Origin of the sequence: Rhodococcus artemisiae (genome assembly GCF_036327795.1) — a bacterium.
GTDB lineage: Bacteria > Actinomycetota > Actinomycetes > Mycobacteriales > Mycobacteriaceae > Rhodococcus > Rhodococcus artemisiae.
In genome coordinates this window covers 161,047-184,474 of sequence record NZ_JAUTXY010000002.1, presented here as the reverse complement: position 1 = coordinate 184,474, position 23,428 = coordinate 161,047, and the positions used below count along the sequence as shown (strand labels likewise).

The following is a 23,428-nucleotide window of genomic DNA, read 5'->3' as shown; positions in this document are numbered from 1 at the left end:
CGATCAAGCCTTCTGGATGCGGCAGCAACCGAACGCTGGTCAGTTCATCCACTGCCCACCGGCAACATCGATCGTCTGACCACACATGTAGTCCGCGGCATCGCCGGCGAGGAATGCGACCATGTTCGCCACCTCTTCGGGGAGGGCCGCACGACCCAGCTGTACGTAGTTCTCGATCGATTCCACGATCGAATCCCGAGCGGCATGCTCCCGCTCGTTCGTCGGACGCTGGAGGTACTCCATCATGCTGGGCTTGATCATGATCCCGGGAGCACATGCGAGTACGTTGACGCCCCGCGGAGCCATCTCGTGTGCCAGGTTTCGGGTGAATCCCACCACCCCGGACTTACACGAGTTGTACACCACCAGGCCACGCTGCTGGATGCGGCCGCCCACAGCCCCGATGTTGATGATCTTTCCCGCCCCCTGAGGCAACATGACCTCCAGCGCAGCGTGTGCGCCGTACATCATCATGGTCAGACTGCCGTGCACGGTGGTGTCGATGTCATCCTTCGTGTGGTTCTCGAACGGACCCGCCACCACATTCACCGGGTTGTTGATCATGATATCGAAACCGTCGAGAGCATCACGGCTTTCCTGCACGGCGCGGTGCACCTGGTCCCAATCGGACACATCGGCCCGGACGGGAACAGTCTTCACCCCCCACCGCTCCGCGATCTCCTTCGCCCGACGCTCCAAGGTCTCCGGCGTCCGGCCCACCAGTGCGATATCTGCCCCGAGTCCTGCCAGACGATTCGCGATGGCATGGCCGAGGCCTTCTCCGCCCGCGCCGGTGACGAGGGCCTTCCTACCCGTCAGATCCATAACCTCGGTAACACGCTGATCGACAGTATGCTTCGGCAGTCGATCCAAACCGAGTTTTGCGACCCAGTCCTGCGCCTCGTCCTGCAACATGAATTCCCCTCTCGCCGATTTACTCTCGAATTCGGGTGATCAGAAATTCACCCCGGTGAAATGAGACTATGATTCAGGTCACGCACTGTGCCAATATCGATTTCGGCGCCGAGCCATAACATCGCGCTATACCTCGAGAGGACCTGTCGCCCATGGACACGCACCGGCTCGGCTACTTCCTGCGGATCGCCGAAGAGGGTTCGATGACCCAGGCCGCAAGCGTGTTGGGCGTGGCGCAGCCGGCACTCAGTCGGCAGCTCCGCCTCCTGGAAGAGGATCTGGGCGTCAAGCTCTTTCGCCGCACACCCCGCGGCATGGAGCTCACCGACGACGGCGAACAGCTCCGCGCGAACACGGCCGGTCCGCTACGTCAATTGGAACTCGCGCTCCAATACGCCGGTTCCCCTATGGCACACATCGAGCGCGGGTTGCGGCTCGGTCTCACCGAAACTGTCGCAGCTACCTTGGCGTCGCCCTTGCTCGGCAGTCTGTCCGCGGCGTTTCCCAAGGTCAGCTTCTCAGTGACGGTCTCACCCAGCGAAAAGCTCGTCGAGGACATGCTCAAGGAGAACTTGGATACCGCAATCATCAACTCGATTCCCGATGATCGCCTGTTCTACAGCGAGCTACTCGTCGAAGACCTCGTCGTCGTTGGAGGCCCGGCATCCGACCTACACCCGATTCGGGCAATCAAGTTCGCAGAACTGGTGAACTACCCACTGGTACTGCCTATTTCGCCAGTGGGGATCGGCACCACTTTGACCAACACGGCCCTCAGACTGGAAATCACACTTCGGTCCCGATTCGCGACGGACTCGCTTCAGGTCTCGAAGGAACTCATCGAGTCCGGTCAGGCCTACGGCATTCTTCCCCTGTCCGCCTGCCGATCCGAAGTCCGCAGCGGACGTCTGAGATACGCGCCGCTGAACGGTCCCGTTCTCAGCCACAGAGTCGGAATGGCCGCAACGGCACAACACAAATTGCCGCGAGGGTTCTCGATCAAGGTCGGGCTCATCATCCGCGAGGAGTTCGCCCGTCTGACCAAGTCGTCCGCGTAACCTCGACACGTCCGACAAACAACCGCAGGCCCCGAGAGAATCTCGGGGCCTGCGGTTCTGATGAATCGGTGCTTACGACGCTTCGGCCTCCTCGAGGTCGATGGTCTCGACCTCGAACAGATTCTTCCGTCCTACTACGGATGGCAGCGGGAAATGGCACGCCGCGTACTGCCCCGGACGCACCTCCCGCATTTCCGGTTCTTCAGTCTCACATCGACTCTGTGCGTGCGGGCATCGCGTCCGGAATCGGCACCCCGTCGGCGGGGAGAGTGGCGACGGCACATCACCTGCCAGCGCCGGCCCCGCAAATGCCCTGTCCGGATCGGTCAATGGAACCGAGTCCAACAGTGCGCGAGTGTAGGGATGCGCAGGGTCATCATAGAGTTCGATGGAGTCGCCGAACTCGCAGACCTTGCCCAGATACATCACCATCACGTTGTCACTCACGGTACGAACCACACCGAGATCGTGGGCGATGAACACGACCGTCAGATCGAACTCCGCCTTGAGTTCTTCGATGAGGTTGAGGATCTGGGCCTGTACCGAGACATCCAACGCCGAAACCGGCTCGTCGCAGATCAAAAGGCGTGGCCCGAGCGCAAGTGCACGTGCGATCGCGACACGCTGCGCTTGGCCACCGGACAGCTGCCGGGGAAGGATCTCAGCAAAGCGGTCGCCCGGAAGTCCCACCTGCTCGAGCATCGACGCAGACTTCTTCCCGCGCTCATCGGCATCCGCGCCGGCAACCGTCAGGCCTTCGACCACGATGTCCTTGACCGCGCGACGCGGATTGAGGGACGACACCGGGTCCTGGAAGATCATCTGCATGTCGCGGCGCAGCGAGCGCATGTGCTTCTCGCTCACGTCCTCGATCCACTCTTCGCCGAAGCGGATCCGGCCTGCCGTCACCCGGTCGAGACGGAGAACCGCACGGCCGGTGGTCGACTTACCACATCCGGATTCGCCTACGATTCCCAGTGTTTCGCCGGGAAGCAGGTCAAAGCTGATCTTCGACACCGCCTGCACCGTGCCGGCCTTCGACGGGTACTCGACGACGAGGTCCTGCACCGAAAGCAAAGCTTCATCTCCGCGCAGATGCGCAGTACCACTACCTGCCATGTGACTCACCTCCGGATACAGACCCCGCCGGAACCTTGACGGGGTTCGTGCACGCGACGTCGTGATCGACGCCGAATGATTCGAGCTCGATCGGCGCAGACGTGCATGCGTCCTCCGCGTGCGAGCAACGAGGAGCGAACCTGCACCCCTCGGGGGGCGAGATCGGGTCGGGAAGCGACCCCTCGATCAGACGAAGAGGCGAATGTCGCTCGTGATCGATCGAGGGCGTCGCGCCCAGCAGTGCATGGGTGTAGCGATGCATCGGCGCGTCGAACACTTCACGGGTGGAACCGACCTCGGCGAGACGACCCGAGTACATGACGGCCACCCGGTCGGTACGACCGGCGACGACGGCGAGGTCGTGACTGATGAGCATCATCGCCATGTTCCGATCGCGTTGCACGCGCCGGAGCAGGTCGAGTATCTGACGTTGCACCGTCACGTCCAGGGCTGTCGTCGGCTCGTCCGCGATCAGAAGGTCCGGCTCACATGCCAGGGCGATCGCGAGCATCACACGCTGGCGCATGCCGCCGGACATCTCGTGCGGATAGTTGCGCAGTCTCCGCTCCGGGTCGGGTACACCGACTTCGTCCAGGAGCTTCAGGGCTCGATCGTGGGCTTCGGATTTGCTCACTCCGAGGTGTCGTCGCATTCCCTCGGTGAGCTGACGCTCCACTCGCACAACGGGGTTGAGAGATCGACCGGGATCCTGGAAGACCATGGCGATCTGATTTCCCCAGATCTCCAGCTTTTCCTTCTTGCTCAGGGACAGCAGATCACGCCCCTGGAAGGTGACCTCGCCCGAGCGACCTGATCGCGGCGGCATCAGACCCATGATCGCGCGGGCCATGACCGACTTGCCGGAGCCGGACTCACCGACGATACCCAGCGCCTGTCCGGAGTCCAGGGTCAGCGACACATCGTCCACAGCGCGGACGGTGCCTCGCGGCGTGCCGATGTAGGCACGTAGATTTCTCACTTCGAGAAGCGGCTGAGTACTCACGGTGAGCCGGCCCTTTCAGTCGTGTCGGCTAGTTACTACTGATCCAGAGCTCTTCGGGAAGGTTCGATCCGAGACTGAAGAGCTGCACACCGTGCGTGTCCGCGCTGAAGGTCGCCGCAGGCACCCCCCGGGTATACCAGATGCCCACCACAGAATCGGCGAGAATCTGCTGCACCTCGTCGTATGCCTGCTTGCGCTCCTCTTGGGTCTCACCGAAGCGACCGCTTTGCAACGCTGTGTCCAGATCAGGATTATCGACGCCCATGAAGTTTCCGGACGAGCCGGAAGCGAAGGCCGTCGACAGAGCGTAATCGGGGTCCTGGGTTATCGCAGACGAGATGATCATGTCGAAGTCACGCGCACCCGCTCGCGCGGTCACCGCGGCGAAGTCTGTGACCTCGACGTTCATCTCGACGTTCTCGAATGCACTCAACTGCGCTTGGATGGCCTCTGCAAGAACGCGGCTTTCCGTTGTCGGGTACGACAGGAAGGTGAACGAAACCGGCTTACCCTCTGCTGCAAGCTCATCGAACAGTTGCTGCGCTTGTTCAGTGTTCGTCTCACCGAGGGGAATATCGGCGTAGTAAGGGGAGTCCTCCGGGAAGAACGTGGTGGGAACCTCTCCCTCGCCGTTGTAGACCACGGTGTTCACGGCATCGAGATCGACTGCCAGAGACACCGCACGTCGCGCACGCTCGTCGTCGAACGGTGCACGGCGCTGGTTCATACCGGCGTACTGACCACCACCGGTGGAGGTCACAACGTACTGCAGGCCTGCGGCCTCGGCCTTGTTGATGTTGGACCAGTTCGTCTCCGCGGCAATATCGGCACCGCCGGTCGTCATGGTGTTCGACCGCTGATTGGAATCTGCCACCGTGCGAACGACCAGTCCCTCGAGGTACGGCTTGGGGGCATCCCAATACTGCGGATTCTTCTCGAGTTCGATCGCGTCCTGACGAGCCCAATTGACCAGGGTGAACGGACCCGCACCGATCGGATTTGCGTCGAAGGCCTCTCGGCCCTGTTCGAGTGCTGCTGGCGCGGCCACCCAATTGAGCGCTCCGGCAACAACCGCCTGGCCGAACTGGGGGTTCGGATCGACCAAAGTCACACGTAGCGTGTGCGGATCGATGACCTCGGTCGATTCGACCTCCGAGGCCTGGCGAATGGTCGTGGATCCCAGGGCAGGGTCCTTGAGCCGATCCCAGTTGTACTTCACAGCCTCGGCCTCGAGTGGGGTCCCGTCACTGAACACGAGATCGGGCTGCAGGGAGAGGGTGAAGGTCTTACCACCGTCTTCGCTCGAGAAGTCCGTGGCCATCTTGTATTCGAGCTCGAACGTGTCGTTGTTCGTGATCATCAACGTGCCGTAGAGCGCGTTGCCGAGAAGTGGTTGGTGCGCCCACGTGTTGGACAGGGCTGCAGGATCGAGCGACCGCGGTTCGCCCGATTGCAGGACACGGCCTGTGCCGCCGGCGACGGGATCGCCCGCCTCCACCGTGGCCGCAGTCGAATTGGCCTCGGACCCGGAATCCCCTCCGGAGCCGCATGCACCCAGGACCAGTGCAGCGGAGCACGCTACCGCGACCGCGGCCGCCATGCGTCTGTGTCGGATCATTCTCGACCTCATACTTTCATGTACTTCGGGACTACGACCGGCGCACGCCGAGATGACTCAGTCGTGCAGCGTGCGGTCGTACTTCGTGCGGAGGTGATCGCCTACCTGGTTGAGGCCGAACACCGTAAGGAAGATGACGAGTGAAGGAACCATCACCAAGTGCGGTGAGGTGGACAGCGCGTCCTTTCCGTCGTTGATCATCCCGCCCCAGCTCGGCTGCGGCGGCGGAATTCCGAGGCCGAGGAAACTCAGGGAGCCCTCGGCGACGATGAGCGCGGCCATCACAATGGGGAGATAGGACGCGAGGGGCGCGATCACGTTGGGCATGATCTCCCGGAACAGGATTCGTCCGTTTCCGGCTCCCATATTCTTTGCTGCTCTGACGAATTCACGCGATGACCACGAAAGCGTATTCGCGCGAGACAGTCTGATGAACGACGGAACAGCCATCAGTCCGAGGCCCAGCAGCATGGTCGGCACGCTCGGGGTCAGGATCGACGCCAGTGCGAGGAGCAGGATCAGCGGGGGGAACGCGAGCATGGCATCGGTGATCAGGGTGATCACGGAGTCGAGTTTCTTGCCGAAATAGCCGGAGATCAGGCCGAAGAACGAGCCGATCACGAAGCCGGTCAAACCGGCGACAGCACCGATGACGAGCGAGACCTGCGCGCCGTAGATGATGCGCGAGAGCATCGATCGGCCGAGCGTGTCGGTTCCGAGGAACGTGTCGAGGGATTCGAACGACGGTGGCTGGCGAGGGGATCCGATCGGGACATCGTAGGGCGCAATGGGGAGAAGGCCCGCGAGAACCGCCGCACCGATGATGACCACCAGCCAGACGATCGACAGGTAGACGAGGATCGAACGCTTCTTCTTGACGGCCGGGACGTCGGGTAACGTCGCGGCGCTCTTGCCTGTGGAGACGCCGTCCCCACGCTTCTCGAGCGCGACCTGCGTCATGCTCCGACCACCTTCCTGACCCGCGGGTCGATGACTTGGTAGCTGAGGTCGACGAGGGTGTTGATACCGACGTACACGACCGCGATGAAGACGACGATGCCCTGCACCATGATTACGTCACGTGACGTGATCGACGAGGCAACCAACTGCCCCAATCCTGGTAGCCCGAAAAGCGTTTCGACGATCACGGTGCCACCGATCAGGCGTCCGAGGTTGATGCCGGCGACCGTGATGAGAGAGAACGAGGACGGCCGCAGCGCGTGCCGCATCATCACGTACCAGGACGGCATACCCTTTGCCCGCGCAGACGCCACGAAATCTTCGCGGAGCGTGCCGATGAGGTCGGTTCGCAACAGCCGATGGAACGCGGCGATCTCGGTCAGCGCGATCGCGATCGCGGGAAGGAGCGCACCGCGCAAGTTGTCTCCGAGCCCCTCGCTGATTCGCGACCAGCCCATCACCGGGAAGATCTGCAGCTGGATGGCGAAGTAGTAGATCAGCACCGGGCCGGCAATGAAGGCCGGTACCGAGAGGAACACTGCAGACAGTGCGTTGATCCCCCGGTCGATCTTGCTGCCCGGACGCGATGCCGAGACGATGCCCATCACCAGGGACACGACCAGCGCGATTATCAGACCCATGGCCGCGAGCTGGAGTGTGACGGGCAGGCGCTCGACGATCGCCTCACTCACCGATTGCCCGGTGAGCGGCGAGGTTCCGAGGTCACCACGGACGGCGTTGCCGAGCCAGTCGATGTACCGAACCCAGAAGGGTTGATCCAGGCCGAGTTCGGAGTTCATCTTCGCGACGGCTTCGGGTGTGGCGTTCTCGCCCAGGATGACCTGGGCAACCGATCCCGGCGCGAAGCTGAGCAGGGCGACGACCGCAATCGTCACCAGCAGGACAACCAGAATGCTGCGTCCCACCCGTTTGGAAACCGTGGAAATCATCCGAACTCAACTTTCATCGCGATACAGGAATCGTGCCGCCCAGAACAAGAGACGAAGTACTTGTGACGGCTCCCACAGTAGGACGTTCTCGCGTCAACGGCAATATCAGTTCACATAAAAAAGAACCTATGTATTCAAATTACAGAACGGCAATCTTGCACCCCGGCAACAATTCATCGATCCGGGCAGATCGGGCATGCTGAAGAGCCCACGATACGACGAAAACCCGCGTCACACAATGCGTGTGCGCGGGTTTCCCTTGCAGGCCATCAGCCTGTTGCTGCCTCCAGAATCGTCACGGCCGCAACAGCGGTGGGGCCCCCGACGTTGTGCGCCAACCCGATCCGCGCTCCGTCGATCTGGTTGGCTGCATCGCCACGCAGTTGCTCGAACAGCTCGACGCACTGGGCCACTCCGGTGGCGCCCGGCGGGTGCCCCTTGGTGTTGAGCCCGCCGCTGGGATTCACCGGCAGGGATCCGCCCACGGCCGCACCGCCGGACTCGATGAGCTTGAACGCCTCGAACTTCTCGACGAAGCCGAGGTCCTCGTAGCTGATCAGCTCGATACCTGTGAAGTAGTCGTGCACCTCCGCCACGTCGATGTCGGAAGGGGTCATCCCGGCCATCGCAAACGCCTGCTTCGCCGCGCGCACTGTCGCGGGGAAAGAGGTCATGTCGCGCTTGTGCTGATGCATAACGGAATCCAGACCGACGCCACTTCCGCGTATCCAGACCGGACGATCGGTGAATCTGTCGACCACGTCCTCGGCTACCAGGACCACCGCAGCAGCACCGTCACTCTGCGGTGCGCAGTCGTAGACCCCGAAGGGCGTGACGACGGTATCCGCTGCGAGTGCCTCTTCGACTGTGAGCTCGAATCGGCGGCACGCCTTGGGATTGCTCATCGCATTGTGGTGGTTCTTGACCGCCACCATCGCCATGTGTTCACGGGTCGCCGGCGACTCGTGCAGGTATCTGCGCACGTGCAGCGCGAATCCCGCCTGTGCGAGCCCGAGTGGGTAGTCCCACGCCATGTCGCGGGACATGGCCTCCCACTCCCACAGCATCCCCTTCGACGCTGTTTCGCGGAGCTTGTCGGCTCCCACCACGAGCGCAACGTCGTAGGCTCCGGATGCAATGCCGAACATGGCATTCCGGATCGCGTCGTGCCCAGTGGCACACGAGTTCTCGACTCGGGTCACGGGGATGTCGCGTAGCCCCAGGGTGTCGGCGAGGATGCCCGACGGGAAGCCGTCGCTGGTACCCATCGAGCCGAACCAGGCCGCCTGCAGATCCGAGAGGTCGAGCCCCTTGTCGATGCTCGCCGCACACTCGGAGAACGCCATCGGCAGAAGGTCTCTGATGCCCAGCGCGAAGTGCTCCGCGAACGGCGTCATTCCCGCACCGACAATCGCTACGTTCCTCATGCTGCATCCTCCGTTCCTGCACCGGCCGCACCTGCGGCGTCGGGCTCGAATGCATAGCCGTAGTCGGGCACACCTGATCGGACGGCCACCCGCCTGAGTACCAGCCGACCTCGGTCACCGATATCGACGGCGCCTGCCTCGACACCGGTGACCCGCACCAGCGCCCGCACACTCACGTCGTCGAGTGCGACGATCACGAGTGTGTACGGCGTCTTCAGGCCGGGCACCGGGACGTGCACTGTCACCTCGGTGTACACGGTGCCGGTGCGAGGAAGTTCGACGAAGGTGTAGTCCGTCTTCAATGTTCCGTCCCGGTCCACCCGGTATCGAGGAGGGAAGTCCAGTTCGTCGCTGTCGGAGAACTTTCCCGCCTCCCAGCGCACCTTCGCCTCGAAAGCCCGCTCGTACGCGGCGAGGGAGATCGGGATCTCACCGGTCGCGAGCTGGCCGGATTCGGGCGGGGGCTGCGGGGCTCGCTCCCGGCGAAGGACCGAAGCCGAGCCGTCCGCCACTGTGATCCCCGACAGACTCGCCTGTTCGATCCCTACCAGCGGTCCGGTCGTCGAGGCTTCCGCCATGGCCGCCAACGCGAACAGACTCGAACTCGCACCGGTGGTGGGAAGTGCGACGGACTCACCGACGGCGAGGGGCGCCGCGTCCTTGCGTCCGACGCCCGCGACGACGACGGGGCTGTCGACCCAGGCCGTCGCCAGGGACGCAAGGTAGCCGCGCTTCTTGAGGAGTCGTGGATCGCCGTAATCGTGGACATCCCCCGAACTGTTCCGTGTCCGGACGGGCAGACTCCGGGACACCCGCGCGGCGGTGCGCACCTGCAGGCCGCGTTCCGCTGTGAGCGCTGCTGCCGCGCCGGCGGCGTCGATGTCGACGCCGATCACGAGTGTTCTGGGTCTGGCCGAGCCGAGGGCGTCGAGTGTCGCGGGAGCCCCGCCCAATCGCTCGATGACTTCGAGCTCTGGATCGAGCCCGAGCCCGGCGAGGAGAACCGCGGCATTGCTGCTCTCCGTGAGCGGAAGGTCTCGGCTCACGAGCACGACGTACTCGACCGAGCCTCCGGATTCGAGCGCGGCGCGACCTGCTTCGACAGCAAGCGTGATCGCGTCCTCGTCATCTCCCGGTACTCGGGATTCGGATGTACCCCAACATGGCAGGTACGTACCGATCGAAGCAATGTATGGCATGGGGTTCTCCCGACGAACTGGACGACTGCCGAACTACGTGACTGCTCCGGCAGCTTTGAGGGCGATGATGCGGTCCCAATCGAGCCCGAGCTCGAGCAGGACTTCCTCTGTCTGAGCGGCGAATTCGGGCGCCGCTCCGGGGGTGGGCGCGCTCACGTCGAACTGGACGGGATTGCTGACCAACTCGAGTTCACCCGCCTTGACGATGTACTCGTTCGCCCGGACCTGCGGGTCGCTCGCCACCTGCAGAGAATCCTGCACCGGCGCCCACGGGCCGGACAGACTTCCGAAACGCTCGGTCCACTCGGGGAGCGTGCGGGTACGGATGGCCTCACGAATGAGTTCGACGGCTTCTGGGGTGTGCGCGGCAATCTGTTCGGAATCGGCGAAGCGGGGATCGTCGATCAAGTCGGGGCGCTCGATGAGCGTGCACACCTCCGCCCAGTACTTCGTCGGCTGCAGCATCACGAACGACAGGAATCGTCCGTCCGCTGTCTCGTACAGTCCGGAGAGAGGGTTGGTGATCGCGCCGTGCCCGCCGGGCACCGGGGCCACCATGTGATCGTTCATATGTACCGACAATGCGATCCCGTGGCCCATCGCCCACACGCCACTGCTGAGCAACGACACGTCGACGATCGACGGCTCGCCGGTACGTTCACGCTTGAACAGGGCTGCCGCGATACCGCCCGCGAGGTTGGTTCCGGAGATGGTGTCGCCGAACGCCGGCCCCGGAGGACTGATCATGCCTTCTGTCCCGGGAGGGGTGAGCGAGGCGGCGATTCCCCCTCTCGCCCAGAAGGCCGTCATGTCGTAGCCGCCCTTGTCGGACTCTTCGCCACGTGGACCGAGCGCGCTTCCGCGCGCGTAGATCACCTTCGGGTTCACGGCACGAATATCGTCGATGTCGATACCGAACTTCGTCCGGGCCTGCGGGAGGAAACTCGTCAGGAACACGTCGCAATTACGTGCGAGGTCGTGGAGAAGTTCCTTGCCCTCGGGCGTGCTCATATCGACGCCGATGCTGCGCTTCCCACGATTTGCATGTTCGACATTGGGGTTCGGGTCGCCCTCGACGCGCATGTGGCCGATCTGGCGAAGGCCACGCTGCGGATCACCGGTGACCGCGTGTTCGACTTTGATGACGTCGGCACCCCACTCGGCGAGCACTGCGCCCGCCGAGGGAACGAACCCGTACATCGCGACCTCGAGGATGCGGACCCCGTCCAGTGGCTTCATGCCTTCACCGCGGCTGCGTAGGCCTTGGTCTCGAGGAACTCCTCCAGACCGTGCGCACTCATCTCACGACCGATACCCGACTGCTTGTATCCACCGAAGGGCATGTCGGGGGTGAAGTAGTTACCACCGTTGATGCTGAACGTACCGGTGCGGATGCGACGTCCGATCGCGATGCCGCGCTGCTCGTCGGCGGTGAGCACACCGCCGGACAGTCCGTACTTGGAATCGTTGGCGATCCGGACGGCATCGTCGTCGCCATCGTGGGGGATCACCGCGAGAACAGGACCGAACGCCTCTTCCTGGGCGATTTCGCTCGACGGGTCGACGTTGGCGAGGAGCGTCGGCTCGTAGAAGTAGCCGGGCTCGACGGCCTTGCCGCCGGTCGCCAGCGTGGCGCCGGCCTCGATCGCGCGCTGCACGAGTCCGTCGACCTTGTCGCGTTGCTTCGCGCTGATGAGCGGCCCCATGTACATCTTGGGGTTCGTCGGATCGCCGAACGGCACGTTGGCCATGAAGCCCGCGACGCGCGCCACGATCTCGTCGTGCTTCTCGCGCGGCACGACAAGGCGAGTGGTCAGCGCGCAACCCTGGCCGGCGTGTGAGCAGATGCTGAAGGCGGCGAACTGCGCGACCATGTCAAGGTCTGCGTCATCGAGCACGATCAGAGCGGACTTGCCGCCGAGCTCGGTGAAGACCTTCTTCATCGTGGCCGCGGCAGCCGCCATGATCTGCGCACCGACCGGGGTGGAGCCGGTGAACGTCACGACATCCACCTCCGGATGCGTGGTCATGACCTCGCCGACGGGGATACCCGACGACGACAGGACGTTGACTACGCCCGCGGGGATATCGGTGTGTTCCTTGATGATCTCGCCGAGGGCGTTGGTGACGAGCGGGGTGTCGGGTGCGCCCTTGAGAACGACCGTGCATCCTGCCGCAAGTGCAGGTGCCAGCTTGGCCATCGCCAGCTGGACCGGGTAGTTGTACGCGGTGATCGCAGCGACGACACCGGCTGCTTCCTTGTCGATCCACCGGCGGTGCTGCTGTCCGCGGATCTCGATCTCACCGAGCTCTTCGGTCAACGGGTAGGTCCGCAGCAGGTCGGCGTAGTACTTGACGATCTCGAGCGGAGCTTCGAGCTGATTGCCGTGAGTAAGCACGCGGGTGGCGCCGACTTCGCCCATCAGGAGCTCGCGCAGCTCTTCCTTGTTGTCCTGCAGCGCCTGGTACAGCTGGTCCAGACAGTTGGCACGGAATTCGGCGTCGGTTGCCCAGGTGGTGGTATCGAATGCACGGCGAGCAGCGGCAACGGCCGCCTCTGCTTCGTCCACTCCGGCGTCCGGAGCGTGACCGTACAGCTCACCGGTCGCAGGATTGTAGGACGGGAAGGTCTTGTCGAGCGTGACCAGTTCGCCGTCGATGAGCAGGGGTTTCGTCACGCCCGTCGATGTAGCGCCGTCGACTACTGCGGTCGACCCGTTGTCCTGCGGTGACATTCCGTCTCCTCACACTGGTGGAAATAATATTCTCGCATCTGAGAATCAGAGATCTGCTGGAGGCGACTGTACCAAGTCGAGCGTCTCACGCCTACCCCAGAACGTGATTCACGCCACCGAGGCGAAGTGGGAAGAGGCCGGCCGAACCCGGACAAATCCGGTCTTGCCACCCCCAATCGAACGAGAGTATGGTTCTCGCATCTGGAAGGGAGATTCTTGTGATTGAGACAACAGCACTCAGTCCGTCACTCGGGGTGGAAGTCACCGGCCTCGACGACCTCGGCGACGACTCGGTGGTGGCCCAACTGCTCGAGGCGCTCAAATGGCGAGGGGTGCTGCTCATCCGCGGCCTGAACCTCGACGACGAGGGCCAGCTGGCCTTCAGCCGTCGCCTCGGGAAGTTGGTGCAGCCGGCGCCGGGGCAGGAAATCTTCACTGTCTCACTCGATCCCGCAAAGACGCCCACGGCGGAATACCTCAAGGGCACGTTCTGCTGGCACATCGACGACACCACCAACGACGTCCCGGCCAAGGCGACCACACTGTCTGCACGCCACGTCGCGATGGTCGGCGGCGGAACCGAATTCGCCAATACATACGCCGCATACGAGAACCTTCCGGAGCATGAGAAGAAGCGCTACGAGGGCCTGCGGGTCGTCCACAGCTTCGAGGCCGCGCAACGCCTGGTGTACCCCGACCCCACCGAAGAGCAGGTTGCAGGTTGGCGCCGGCTTCCCGAGCACGAGTCCTCGCTCGTGTGGGATCGCCGCGACGGCCGCCGATCGCTCGTGATCGGCGCAACGGCCGATCGCATCGTGGGCATGCGTCCCGACGAGAGCCGTGAACTCCTCGACGAACTCCTCACGTGGACCACGCAGGAGCGCTTCGTCTACTCGCACGAGTGGTCGGTCGGAGACCTCGTCGTCTGGGACAACACGGGCATGCTGCACCGCGCTCTCCCGTACGATCCGTCGTCCGAGCGCCTCATGCGCCGCACCACGATCGTGGGTGACGAAGCATGGGCGTGAAGACAGCCGTCGTCACCGGCGGAAGCTCGGGAATCGGTAAGGCCATCGCGGAGCGTCTGCGCAAGGACGGCCATCAGGTCGCCGTCTTCGATCTGAACCCGTCCGGTGAAGAGCTCGAATACAAGGTCGACGTCTCCGACCCGCAGCAGGTCGCGGCAGCCTTCGCGCAGGTCCGCGAAGAACTCGGTCCCGTGACGATCCTCGTCAACGGTGCCGGCCTCGAACTGTACAAGCGATTCAAGAACATCGATTACGCCACCTGGCAGAAGGTCCTCGATGTCAACCTCGGCGGCGTGTTCCATTGCGTCCAGGCCGCGCTCCCCGACATGGTCGATGCCGGCTGGGGACGCATCGTGAACATCTCCTCGTCGAGCGCGCAGTCGGGCCAGCAATTCATGTCCGCGTACGTTTCGGCCAAGGCCGCCGTCAACGGGCTCACGAAGTCGCTCGCGCTCGAGTACGGGCCCGACGGGATCACCGTCAACGCGGTCCCGCCCGGATTCGTCGACACCCCTATGCTCCGCCGCTCCGAGAGCAAGGGCCTGCTCGGCGGCACCATCGAAGACCACATCGAGCGCACACCGGTCCGGCGGGCCGGCCGTCCCGAAGACATCGCCGCTGCGTGTGCATTCTTGATCTCGGAGGAAGCCGGCTACATCACCGGACAGATCCTCGGCGTCAACGGTGGCCGAAACACCTAACAGCAGTATTCGAACCGCAGTACGTAAACGCAATACGTGAACACTGCCGGCCCATCATCGGGCCTGTGAAAACCACACACTCGATCGAAAGGACGAACAGTGGGACGCGTAGAAGGCAAGGTCGCATTCATCACGGGCGCGGCGCGAGGTCAGGGCCGCAGCCACGCAGTCAAGCTCGCATCCGAGGGCGCCGACATCATCGCCGTCGATCGGTGCGAGGACTTCTCGACCATCGGCTACCCGATGGCCAGCCAGGAAGATCTCGACGAGACCGCTCGTCTGGTCGAGAAGGAAGGCCGTCGCATCGTGACGGTCAAGGCCGACGTCCGCGACGCCGCGCAGATGCGCGCAGCGGTCCAACAGGGTATCGACGAGCTCGGCAAGATCGATATCGTCGTCGCGCAGGCCGGTGTCGCCGGCATGAAGGGCGAGCCGCAGCGACAGGCCTGGGCCGATGTGGTCGACACCAACCTGGTCGGCACCATCAACGCCGTGCAGGCGGCACTGCCGCACCTCGGTGACGGCGCATCGATCATCGCAACCGGCTCGACCGCCGCACTCATGGATGTGTCGAAGGTCGACCAGCCGGGCAAGGACCTCGGCGGCGCCGCCTACGTGTTCTCGAAGCGCGCCCTGTCGCAGTTCATCCACGACCTGGCAACCCATCTTGCCCCCGCCGGCATCCGCGCAAACGTACTGCACCCCACCAACTGCAACACCGACATGCTGCAGAGCGAGCCGATGTACCGGTCGTTCCGTCCGGATCTCGAACACCCGACCCGCGCGGACGCAGAGCCGGCCTTCGGTGTGCAGCAGGCCATGCGGATTCCGTTCATCGAGCCCGAGGACAGCAGCAACATGGTGCTCTTCCTTGCCTCCGACGAAGCCCGCTACGTGACCGGCATGCAGATGCGTGTGGACGGCGGCGGATACCTCAAGTGGTACGACTACCACATCTGACGACCGGGCCCCGGCCTTCGGGCCGGGGCCGACTCCCCGAAATGTACAGCCCATCATCAATATCCATTCGAACGGGAGGAACGCCATGAAGGTGCGAGTCGACCCCGACCGCTGCCAGGGACACACATTGTGCGCCATGGCTGCACCGGATGTCTTCGAGCTGAGCGACATCGACGGCCATGCCACAGCCATCGATACCGAAATTCCCGAAGACCTCGAGGAGAACGTCCGCGAGGCCGTGCGCTCGTGTCCTGAGCAAGCGATCACCATTCTCTGAATCCCGAGAGGACAGTCATGAGTGTCGACCCAGTTGCCGACGCAGCCCGAAAGACTCCCACCTTCGACTTCGACCGACACGCAGCGGATTACCGGGATCGGTTCCTCGACGTCACCCAGGAAATGCAATCGAAGTGTCCGATGGCATGGTCCGACACCCACGGTGGCCACTGGGTCGCCGCGGGTAGCAGCCAGGTGTTCGACCTCGCACGCCACCCGGACGTGTCTACCGACCACGACATCCACGGTAAGCGCAGGGGATACAAGGGCATCTCGATTCCCTGGAACTCACGCGCGTCCGGTGTGCGTGGCGGAATCCTGGAGATGGACGACCCTGAGCATCACGAGTTTCGAGCACTGCTCAATCCTTACCTGTCCCCCGCCGCTGTCGAGCGGTGGATCCCCTTCGTGGACGAGGTCGTCCGCGCAGCCATCGACGAGAAGATCGAAAGCGGAAAGATCGATTTCGTCGACGAACTCGCGAACATCGTACCGGCCGTACTGACCCTCGCCATGATGGGAATTCCCATCGAGAAGTGGGTCATCTACAACGAGCCGGTGCACGCCGCGGTCTACACGCCGCCGGACTCCCCGGACATCCCGCGCATCAACGAGATGCACCGCACAATGGGGCTGGACCTGCTCATGAGCCTGATCGAGATCCGGGAGAATCCGCGCCCGGGCCTGATCAACGCGATCGCGAACGTCGAAGTGCTCGGCGAGAAGCCCGACGACATGGAGCTCCTGGGCATCCTCAGCCTCCTGATCGGCGGCGGTTTCGACACGACGACCGCCCTCACAGCCCATTCACTCGAATGGTTGGGGCTCAACCCCGACGAGCGGACTCGTCTGAGCGAGGAGCGCGACACCCTCCTCAATCCCGCGACCGAGGAGTTCCTGCGCTACTTCACTCCGGCGCCGGGCGACGGACGTACCTTCGCCGACGATTACGAACTCGACGGTACCGAGTTCAAGGAAGGCGACCGGCTGTGGTTGTCGTGGGCCATGGCCAACCGCGATCCCGAACTGTTCGACGACCCGAACAACATCGATCTCGAGCGCCGGGGTAACCGTCACTTCAGCTTCGGACTCGGAATTCACCGGTGCGTCGGATCCAACATGGCGCGCATGGTGTTCAAGCGGATGCTGCTCGCCGTTCTCGATCGCATGCCGGACTACAAGGTCGACGTCGAGGGCACCGTGCACTACGACACGATCGGCGTGATCCAGGGCATGCGGCATCTGCCGGCGACGTTCACCCCCGGACCGCGTCTCGGCGACAATCTCGACGACACGCTGAAGCGGCTGCAGAAGATCTGCGACGAACAGCGTCTCGCAGATCCGATCACGCGGAAGAAGGATTCGGCGAACATCGGTAACTGATCCCACAGCAACCGATTTCACCCCGGGGGCGCCACTGCGTCGACGCGTAGCGGCGCTCCAAGCACAGAAAGTCGCGTAGCGGCGCTCCAAGCACAGACAGTCGCGCAGCGGCGCCCCCGGCACAGACAGTAAGGAACTCGACGCACGTGGCCGAGACAGCGATGGTCGATCAGACCGGAGACACATCTGTGGCGAAAGCCTCGGGACGTCCCCTACCTCAACTCACCTCGCAGAACCGATTCTTCTGGACGGCGGGCGCCGACGGGGTACTGCGAATTCAGGAATGTGAGTCGTGCTCGGCTCTCATCCATCCGCCACAACCGGTCTGCCGGTACTGCCGGGAGCACCGGATGGGTGTCCGAGAGGTCTCGGGTTTCGCAACTCTCGCGGGGTTCACGGTCAACCACCGCTTCGCGGTGCCGGGCATGCCTGCGCCGTACGTCGTCGCGCAGGTTGCGATCGAGGAAGACCCCCGGGTCCGGCTCACGACCAACATCGTCGACTGCGACCCCGAGACGCTCGAACTCGGCATGCGCATGGAAGTCGTCTTCCAGCAGGACGCGGACGTGTGGCTTCCGCTCTTCCGGCCGGCACCGGAGCAGAGCGAACTCTCGTCCCTCCCGCAGGAGGAGATCGAGCCGGGCGAGTTCCGTTTCCACGTGCGTCCCCCGGCCACGCAGGACAAGTACGAGGACAAGGTCGCGCTCACCGGTATCGGCATGTCCGACATCGGCCGGCGACTGATGCGGTCACCCATCGATCTGACCATCGATGCGTGCGAACGAGCGGTCGCCGATGCAGGTCTGACGATGGACGACATCGACGGCATCGCCAGCTATCCCGGCGGCGGAAATGTCGGTGGGTTCGGTGAGGGTGGCATCACGCAGGTCGAAGCCGCGCTGGGCTTGCGGCCCACGTGGCACAACGGCGGTATCGAAACGTTCGGCCCAGGCGGATCGGTGATCGCCGCGATGATCGCAGTCGCCAGTGGGGCCGCGCGGCATGTGCTGTGCTACCGCACGTTGTGGGAGGCGACCTACAGCGAACTGATGAAGCGCGGGGAGATCGCTCCCCCGTCCGGTGGTCGTACCCCGAACTGGTTCATGCCATTCGGTGCTACGTCCGCTGCCCACACCCTCGCGCAGAACGCGCAGCGGCATTTCCATCGATACGGAACCGACCGCGAAACGCTCGGGTGGATCGCGCTCAACCAGCGCGCAAACGCGGCGCTGAACCCGACCGCGATCTACCGCGACCCGATGACGATGGACGACTACATGTCGGCCCGTCCGATCACCACGCCTTTCGGGCTCTACGACTGCGATGTCCCGTGTGACGGTTCGATCGCCGTCATCGTCTCGGCTGTCGACGCAGCACGCGACCTCCCGAAGACCCCGGTGCTCGTCGAGGCCGTCGGTACCCAGATCATGGAACGAATGGACTGGGATCAGAGCACGCTGACGCACGAGCCGCATTCGCTCGGGCCGTCTGCCCACATGTGGTCGCGCACATCCATGAAGCCCGACGATGTCGACGTGGCCGAGCTCTACGACGGCTTCAGCTTCAACTGCCTGTCGTGGCTCGAAGGACTCGGATTCTGCGGCATCGGCGAAGCGAAGGATTTCCTCGCGGGCGGCAAGAACATCGCCCGCGATGGGATCCTCCCCCTCAATACGCACGGTGGTCAGCTGTCCCACGGGCGCACTCACGGCATGGGACTGATCCATGAGGCCGTGACACAGTTGCGCGGCGAAGGCGGTCCGCGGCAGGTCGCCGGTGCACGTGTCGCCGTGGCCGCGACCGGCGGGCTCTCTCCCGGCGGCGCGATGCTACTTCGGACGGACTCATGACTTTCACCACCCCACAGTCCTCAGCGATCGAGGAGGCCGGTGTCGGCGACGCGTGGAGTTCCTCACCCGTCTCCCGCGTCGTCGATATCGAGGGCATCCCGATCTCGGGACTGCTCCTCGAGGCCCCCGAACCGCGCGCAGTGATCGTGGCATTGCACGGAGGTGCCGCGTTCTCCGCATATTGGGACTGCCCCGGCCACCCTGAACTGTCGATGATGCGCGCTGCTGCCCATCACGGGTATACGGTGCTCGCACTGGATCGTCCCGGATACGGCGCATCGAGGCCGTTCGCCGAGGAACTCCGCGATTCGCAGCGTCGGGCCCACCTCACCTACGCGGCAGTCGATGCCGTCCTCGGCTCGGGTTCCTGCAAGACCGGCCTGTTCCTGTGGGGCCACTCGGTCGGCAGCGAACTGGCAGTTCGGATGGCCACCGACGACCACGGCCACGACCTGCTCGGCCTCGCAATTTCCGGCACCGGTCGCGAGCACCACGCGCTTGCGGTCGGGATCCTCGGTACGCGTGAGCGATACGCTCAAGCAAAAGGCGTGGGTGAACTGATCTGGACGCCGGCGGAGGACCTCTACCCGGCGGACATCATGGGTGGTGCGGCAATCGGTTCTCGCACGCCCGATTACGAGGCCGATGTCACAGCCATCTGGCCTACGGAGACCTTCCCCTCGCTGGCGCCTCGTGTGCCTGTTCCCGTTCAGTACGCTGCCGCCGAGTACGAGCGGGTGTGGCGCAGTGACCCGCAGGCACTCGACGACGTCGCCGCGATGTTCACCGCATCCCCTCGTGTCGCCACCACCCGGATCGCCGGAGGAGGCCACAATCTCAGCATCTGCAACGCTGCTCCGGAGTACCACCGGACCGTCTTGAACTTCATCGACGACTGCCTCGCCGAGCGAGCCCACCAAGGTAAGGACACATGATGCGCGTCGGATTCATCGGACTCGGTAGCCAAGGCGGCCCCATGGCCCGCCGCATCGTAGACGCCGGCTACGAAGTTACGCTGTGGGCACGCCGGAAAGAGTCGTTGGAACCCTACGCCGACACCGCCGCGAAATACGCCGACACTCCCGCGAAACTCGCGGAGGCGAGCGACCTCGTGTGCCTGTGTGTGGTGAGCGACGACGACGTCCGCTCGGTGATCACCGGCGAGAACGGGGTCCTCGAAGGACTGCGCGACGGCGGCATCATCGCGATCCACAGCACCATCCACCCCGACACCTGTAAGGAACTCGCCGAGGTAGCCGGTGAGAAGGGTGTGTCGATAATCGACGCACCGGTCAGCGGCGGCGGCATGGGTGCGGCAGCGGGCACACTGCTCGTCATGCTCGGTGGCGACGACAAGACCGTCGAAGTAGCCCGGCCGGTGTTCGAGACTTACGGCAACCCCGTCGTCCACCTCGGCGACCTGGGTGCCGGGCAGGTCGCGAAGCTGCTCAACAACCTGCTCTTCACCGCCAACCTGTCGACTGCGGCGAGCACCCTCGAACTCGGCAAGTCGCTCGGCGTCGATCCCGCCAAGCTCGGTGAGGTCGTCTCGCACGGCACGGCGAACAGCTTCGCGCTGGGCCGTGTCGTCTCCGCCGGCGGCCTCGAACGGATCGCAGGGCACGCCGGTGAACTCCTCCGAAAGGACGTCACACTCGTTGCAAGTCTCGCCGACAATGCCGGAGCCTCCGCTGGAGTGTCACTGAGCACGGCCGACGCGACGCTCGAGATGATGGGATACCAGCGATGAGCCGCGTCGGGTTCGTCGGTGCAGGCCGCATGGGCATGCCCATGGTCGAACGTCTTCTCGGTGCAGGTCACGAGGTTCGGGTGCTCGGACGGTCCGATGAGTCGCGCGCCGCGATCGAAACCGCCGGAGCGAAAGCGGTCGACGACGTCTCCGAGGTGGGCGTCGACGTCGATCTCGTGACGGTGTGCGTGTTCACCGATGCCCAGGTCCGCGAGGTCTGCCTCGAACGAGGACTCCTGCAGGCGATGCCACGGGGATCATCCCTCGTCATCCACACCACCATCAGCCCGAAGACAATCGAAGATCTTGTCGCGGTGGCCGAACCGCTGGCGGTCGCGGTCGTCGATGCGGCGGTGAGCGGCGGTCCGCACGACATCGCAGCGGGCAGCCTCACGCTCTTCGTCGGCGGCCCCGAGTCCGATGTCGCCGCGGTCGTCCCGGTATTGAATGCCTACGGCGACCCGGTGCTGCACGTCGGGCCGAGCGGCAACGGACTGCGCGTCAAGCTCGTGAACAACGCCCTGTTCGCAGCTCAGATCGGGCTCCTGGCCGAGGCCGAAGCGCTCGGGCAACAGCTCGGCGTTGCGCCGGAGGCATTGTTTTCCGCTCTTCCCCACGGAAGTTCGGCGTGCAAGGTGATGGGGAACGTCGCAATGCGCGGGTCCGTCGAGGCGTTCCGCAGCTCGGTCGGGGAATTCATCTCGAAGGATGTCTCGGTCGTGCGCGACACGGTCGCCGAACTCGGCGCCGACCTCGGTGTGCTCGACACCGCGATCAGCGCGCGAGCCTGACCGGCAGGTTTCAGATCACCCGGGTCTCGTGACCGGCCCAGTAGTCGTCGCGTAACCGGCGCTTGTACAGCTTTCCGTTGGGGTCGCGTGGGAGTTCGCCGACGAAATCGATGCTGCGCGGGCACTTGTAGGACGCGAGCTCGGCCCGGCAGAACGAGATGAGCTCGGCAGCCAAGTGCGGCCCTGCCGACGACGGATCCAGTAGCTGGACCACGGCTTTGACCGCCTCGCCCATCTCGTCGTCGGGCACCCCGATCACCGCGGCATCTGCGACGGCGGGGTGCGTGACGAGCAGGTTCTCGGTCTCCTGCGGATAGATGTTCACACCGCCCGAAATGATCATGAATGCGACCCGATCGGTGAGATAGAGATACCCGTCCCCATCGCGATATCCCATGTCGCCGAGGGTCCGCCAGCCTTTGTCGTTCGTGACGGACGCGGTCTTCTCGGGATCGTTGTGGTACTCGAACGGGCGGCCGCCGGCGAAGTAGATCGAGCCGACCTCCCCGTCGGGTAACTCTTCGCCGTCCTCACCGACGATGTGGCATTCCTGCATGGGCCGCCCGACGGATCCGGGATGTGCGAGCCACTCCGCGGCGGTGATTACCGATGTTCCGATATCTTCCGTTCCCGAATAGTATTCGTCGATGATCGGGCCCCACCATTCCAGCATCTGCCGCTTCACCGGTATCGGACACGGCGCGGAAGCGTGGATGACCGAGCGGAGAGTCGACAGGTCGTATCGGGAGCGTTCCGAATCAGGGAGTTTGAGCATGCGAACGAACATCGTGGGGACGAACTGGGCATGGGTGACGCGATGCTTCTCGACGAGTTCGAGACAGCGCCGAGGATCGAAGCTCTCCATCACCACGACGGTGCCACCGAGCCGCTGCCACGACATCGAGAAGACCAGCGGCGACGAGTGATACAGCGGCGCCGGCGACAGGTAGACCACGTTCGACTGTGGACCACTCATGACCAGCCCCTTGGCGATCTGCACGGGCGGCGACGACGGGTCGCCGAATTCGGTGCGGGGTAGCGGCTTACTCACACCCTTCGGGAATCCGGTGGTGCCGCCCGAGTAGAGCATCTCGCGCCCCTCGGATTCGTCGATCGGTTCCGAGGTCTCGCGCGCGAGCACCTCGTCGTAGCGTTCGAATTCCGGTATGTGGCCGGATGCGCAGACGCGGACCAGGATCTTGCCGAGGTCGAGTCGGTCGACGGTGTCTCGTACGGTGTCGCTGGTGATCAGCGCGGTAGCGCCGCAATCGTCGAGTACGTGCTGGACCTCGCCGGGCTTGAAGTGCCTGTTGATCGCGGTGTAGTACAGGCCGGACCGCTGAGCAGCCCAGCAGATTTCGAGGAAGGGCCGGTTGTTCTCCATGAGGATCGCAATGTGGTCTCCCGGCATGATCCCTCGAGCCCGGAGCGCGCGGGCGAACCGCACCGACCGTTCCTCGAGTTGGGCGTAGGTCACGGTCTCACCGCTCGCGCCCATCACGATCGCCGGAGTATCCGGGCGCGCGTGGGCATGCGCGGTCGGTGTCAATCGAATATCGGTCTCCGTCACAGATTCTCGCTCTCACGTCGGCCGCTCGACGGCATTGCCGAGGTCGGATGACCTCCACTGTAGAACGTCATTCCTGATTGCAGAAGCACAATTCTCATGGCAGCGCTCATGGAAGGCCTGCTCGTGGAAGGTCCG

At 63.9% G+C, this 23,428-nt stretch carries 20 protein-coding genes and 1 pseudogene; 10 read left to right on the top strand and 11 right to left on the bottom strand.

Features of this window, described 5'->3' with window-relative positions; all coding sequences use genetic code 11:
• Positions 1 to 39 precede the first annotated feature (39 nt).
• Positions 40 to 915 carry an SDR family NAD(P)-dependent oxidoreductase gene (locus Q7514_RS05140; protein WP_330132177.1) on the bottom strand — a complete coding sequence of 292 codons (876 nt, stop codon included), beginning with the start codon at positions 913 to 915 and terminating at the stop codon, positions 40 to 42.
• A gap of 152 nt (positions 916 to 1,067) precedes the next feature.
• Between Q7514_RS05140 and Q7514_RS05135 the strand changes: the two genes are divergently transcribed.
• A complete protein-coding gene (locus Q7514_RS05135; protein WP_330132176.1) occupies positions 1,068 to 1,973 on the top strand; it encodes a LysR family transcriptional regulator in 906 nt (301 codons plus the stop codon).
• 72 nt (positions 1,974 to 2,045) lie between these two features.
• Here the strand turns inward: Q7514_RS05135 and Q7514_RS05130 are convergent, their stop codons facing one another.
• The 9 genes from Q7514_RS05130 to Q7514_RS05090 all read right to left on the bottom strand — a co-directional run bounded on the left by Q7514_RS05130 (position 2,046) and on the right by Q7514_RS05090 (position 12,984).
• Positions 2,046 to 3,092: an ABC transporter ATP-binding protein gene (locus Q7514_RS05130; RefSeq protein WP_330132175.1), complete on the bottom strand. Its 1,047-nt coding sequence runs from the start codon at positions 3,090 to 3,092 to the stop codon at positions 2,046 to 2,048.
• Positions 3,082 to 4,095 (bottom strand): ABC transporter ATP-binding protein, encoded by a 1,014-nt coding sequence (locus tag Q7514_RS05125; RefSeq protein WP_330132174.1) that lies wholly within the window; start codon positions 4,093 to 4,095, stop codon positions 3,082 to 3,084. Before Q7514_RS05125 ends, Q7514_RS05130 begins: the two co-directional genes overlap by 11 nt.
• Before the next feature lie 28 nt (positions 4,096 to 4,123).
• Complete coding sequence (locus Q7514_RS05120) at positions 4,124 to 5,713, bottom strand: ABC transporter substrate-binding protein (protein WP_330132173.1); 1,590 nt, start codon at positions 5,711 to 5,713, stop codon at positions 4,124 to 4,126.
• Between the two features lie 57 nt (positions 5,714 to 5,770).
• Positions 5,771 to 6,673 carry an ABC transporter permease gene (locus Q7514_RS05115; protein WP_330132172.1) on the bottom strand — a complete coding sequence of 301 codons (903 nt, stop codon included), beginning with the start codon at positions 6,671 to 6,673 and terminating at the stop codon, positions 5,771 to 5,773.
• Positions 6,670 to 7,623 carry an ABC transporter permease gene (locus Q7514_RS05110; protein WP_330132171.1) on the bottom strand — a complete coding sequence of 318 codons (954 nt, stop codon included), beginning with the start codon at positions 7,621 to 7,623 and terminating at the stop codon, positions 6,670 to 6,672. The genes Q7514_RS05115 and Q7514_RS05110 overlap by 4 nt, the downstream gene beginning before the upstream one ends.
• Before the next feature lie 269 nt (positions 7,624 to 7,892).
• Positions 7,893 to 9,050 carry a thiolase C-terminal domain-containing protein gene (locus tag Q7514_RS05105; protein WP_330132170.1) on the bottom strand — a complete coding sequence of 386 codons (1,158 nt, stop codon included), beginning with the start codon at positions 9,048 to 9,050 and terminating at the stop codon, positions 7,893 to 7,895.
• Positions 9,047 to 10,249 carry an OB-fold domain-containing protein gene (locus Q7514_RS05100; protein WP_330132169.1) on the bottom strand — a complete coding sequence of 401 codons (1,203 nt, stop codon included), beginning with the start codon at positions 10,247 to 10,249 and terminating at the stop codon, positions 9,047 to 9,049. The genes Q7514_RS05105 and Q7514_RS05100 overlap by 4 nt, the downstream gene beginning before the upstream one ends.
• 33 nt (positions 10,250 to 10,282) lie before the next feature.
• The gene (locus Q7514_RS05095) at positions 10,283 to 11,488 is read right to left on the bottom strand and encodes a CaiB/BaiF CoA transferase family protein (RefSeq protein ID WP_330132168.1); all 1,206 of its coding nucleotides are present in this window, start codon (positions 11,486 to 11,488) and stop codon (positions 10,283 to 10,285) included.
• Entirely contained in the window at positions 11,485 to 12,984 is a 1,500-nt protein-coding gene (locus tag Q7514_RS05090) for an aldehyde dehydrogenase family protein (protein ID WP_330132167.1), read from the bottom strand. The genes Q7514_RS05095 and Q7514_RS05090 overlap by 4 nt, the downstream gene beginning before the upstream one ends.
• 218 nt (positions 12,985 to 13,202) lie before the next feature.
• Between Q7514_RS05090 and Q7514_RS05085 the strand changes: the two genes are divergently transcribed.
• From Q7514_RS05085 to Q7514_RS05045, 9 genes and pseudogenes are all read left to right on the top strand, one after another.
• Positions 13,203 to 14,012 carry a TauD/TfdA dioxygenase family protein gene (locus tag Q7514_RS05085; RefSeq protein WP_330132166.1) on the top strand — a complete coding sequence of 270 codons (810 nt, stop codon included), beginning with the start codon at positions 13,203 to 13,205 and terminating at the stop codon, positions 14,010 to 14,012.
• Positions 14,009 to 14,713, top strand: a complete 705-nt coding sequence (locus Q7514_RS05080; RefSeq protein WP_330132641.1) for an SDR family NAD(P)-dependent oxidoreductase — start codon at positions 14,009 to 14,011, stop codon at positions 14,711 to 14,713. Before Q7514_RS05085 ends, Q7514_RS05080 begins: the two co-directional genes overlap by 4 nt.
• A 99-nt stretch (positions 14,714 to 14,812) precedes the next feature.
• The gene (locus Q7514_RS05075; protein WP_330132165.1) at positions 14,813 to 15,673 is read left to right on the top strand and encodes a mycofactocin-coupled SDR family oxidoreductase; all 861 of its coding nucleotides are present in this window, start codon (positions 14,813 to 14,815) and stop codon (positions 15,671 to 15,673) included.
• A gap of 85 nt (positions 15,674 to 15,758) precedes the next feature.
• Positions 15,759 to 15,950 carry a ferredoxin gene (locus Q7514_RS05070; RefSeq protein WP_330132164.1) on the top strand — a complete coding sequence of 64 codons (192 nt, stop codon included), beginning with the start codon at positions 15,759 to 15,761 and terminating at the stop codon, positions 15,948 to 15,950.
• Positions 15,951 to 15,967: 17 nt separating this feature from the next.
• Positions 15,968 to 17,332 carry a cytochrome P450 gene (locus Q7514_RS05065; RefSeq protein WP_330132163.1) on the top strand — a complete coding sequence of 455 codons (1,365 nt, stop codon included), beginning with the start codon at positions 15,968 to 15,970 and terminating at the stop codon, positions 17,330 to 17,332.
• Positions 17,333 to 17,520: 188 nt separating this feature from the next.
• Positions 17,521 to 19,182, top strand: a complete 1,662-nt coding sequence (locus tag Q7514_RS05060) for a thiolase C-terminal domain-containing protein (protein ID WP_330132640.1) — start codon at positions 17,521 to 17,523, stop codon at positions 19,180 to 19,182.
• Positions 19,179 to 20,117, top strand: coding sequence for an alpha/beta hydrolase (locus Q7514_RS05055; protein ID WP_330132162.1), 939 nt, complete (start codon positions 19,179 to 19,181; stop codon positions 20,115 to 20,117). The genes Q7514_RS05060 and Q7514_RS05055 overlap by 4 nt, the downstream gene beginning before the upstream one ends.
• A complete protein-coding gene (locus tag Q7514_RS05050) occupies positions 20,117 to 20,932 on the top strand; it encodes an NAD(P)-dependent oxidoreductase (RefSeq protein WP_330132639.1) in 816 nt (271 codons plus the stop codon). Before Q7514_RS05055 ends, Q7514_RS05050 begins: the two co-directional genes overlap by 1 nt.
• Positions 20,911 to 21,723, top strand: a pseudogene (locus Q7514_RS05045) (NAD(P)-dependent oxidoreductase); the annotation flags it as partial. The gene Q7514_RS05050 and the pseudogene Q7514_RS05045, both read left to right, overlap by 22 nt.
• 10 nt (positions 21,724 to 21,733) lie before the next feature.
• Here the strand turns inward: Q7514_RS05045 and Q7514_RS05040 are convergent.
• A complete protein-coding gene (locus Q7514_RS05040) occupies positions 21,734 to 23,293 on the bottom strand; it encodes an acyl-CoA synthetase (protein WP_330132161.1) in 1,560 nt (519 codons plus the stop codon).
• Positions 23,294 to 23,428 lie beyond the last annotated feature (135 nt).

What these genes read in the sequence shown, in the direction of transcription:
- Q7514_RS05110 (WP_330132171.1), bottom strand. Translation starts at nt 7,623, where the DNA reads ATGATTTCCACGGTTTCCAAACGGGTGGGACGCAGCATTCTGGTTGTC.
- Q7514_RS05140 (WP_330132177.1), bottom strand. Translation starts at nt 915, where the DNA reads ATGTTGCAGGACGAGGCGCAGGACTGGGTCGCAAAACTCGGTTTGGAT.
- Q7514_RS05130 (WP_330132175.1), bottom strand. Translation starts at nt 3,092, where the DNA reads ATGGCAGGTAGTGGTACTGCGCATCTGCGCGGAGATGAAGCTTTGCTT.
- Q7514_RS05135 (WP_330132176.1), top strand. Translation starts at nt 1,068, where the DNA reads ATGGACACGCACCGGCTCGGCTACTTCCTGCGGATCGCCGAAGAGGGT.
- Q7514_RS05095 (WP_330132168.1), bottom strand. Translation starts at nt 11,488, where the DNA reads ATGAAGCCACTGGACGGGGTCCGCATCCTCGAGGTCGCGATGTACGGG.
- Q7514_RS05070 (WP_330132164.1), top strand. Translation starts at nt 15,759, where the DNA reads ATGAAGGTGCGAGTCGACCCCGACCGCTGCCAGGGACACACATTGTGC.
- Q7514_RS05050 (WP_330132639.1), top strand. Translation starts at nt 20,117, where the DNA reads ATGCGCGTCGGATTCATCGGACTCGGTAGCCAAGGCGGCCCCATGGCC.
- Q7514_RS05065 (WP_330132163.1), top strand. Translation starts at nt 15,968, where the DNA reads ATGAGTGTCGACCCAGTTGCCGACGCAGCCCGAAAGACTCCCACCTTC.
- Q7514_RS05100 (WP_330132169.1), bottom strand. Translation starts at nt 10,249, where the DNA reads ATGCCATACATTGCTTCGATCGGTACGTACCTGCCATGTTGGGGTACA.
- Q7514_RS05055 (WP_330132162.1), top strand. Translation starts at nt 19,179, where the DNA reads ATGACTTTCACCACCCCACAGTCCTCAGCGATCGAGGAGGCCGGTGTC.
- Q7514_RS05120 (WP_330132173.1), bottom strand. Translation starts at nt 5,713, where the DNA reads ATGATCCGACACAGACGCATGGCGGCCGCGGTCGCGGTAGCGTGCTCC.
- Q7514_RS05115 (WP_330132172.1), bottom strand. Translation starts at nt 6,673, where the DNA reads ATGACGCAGGTCGCGCTCGAGAAGCGTGGGGACGGCGTCTCCACAGGC.
- Q7514_RS05090 (WP_330132167.1), bottom strand. Translation starts at nt 12,984, where the DNA reads ATGTCACCGCAGGACAACGGGTCGACCGCAGTAGTCGACGGCGCTACA.
- Q7514_RS05105 (WP_330132170.1), bottom strand. Translation starts at nt 9,050, where the DNA reads ATGAGGAACGTAGCGATTGTCGGTGCGGGAATGACGCCGTTCGCGGAG.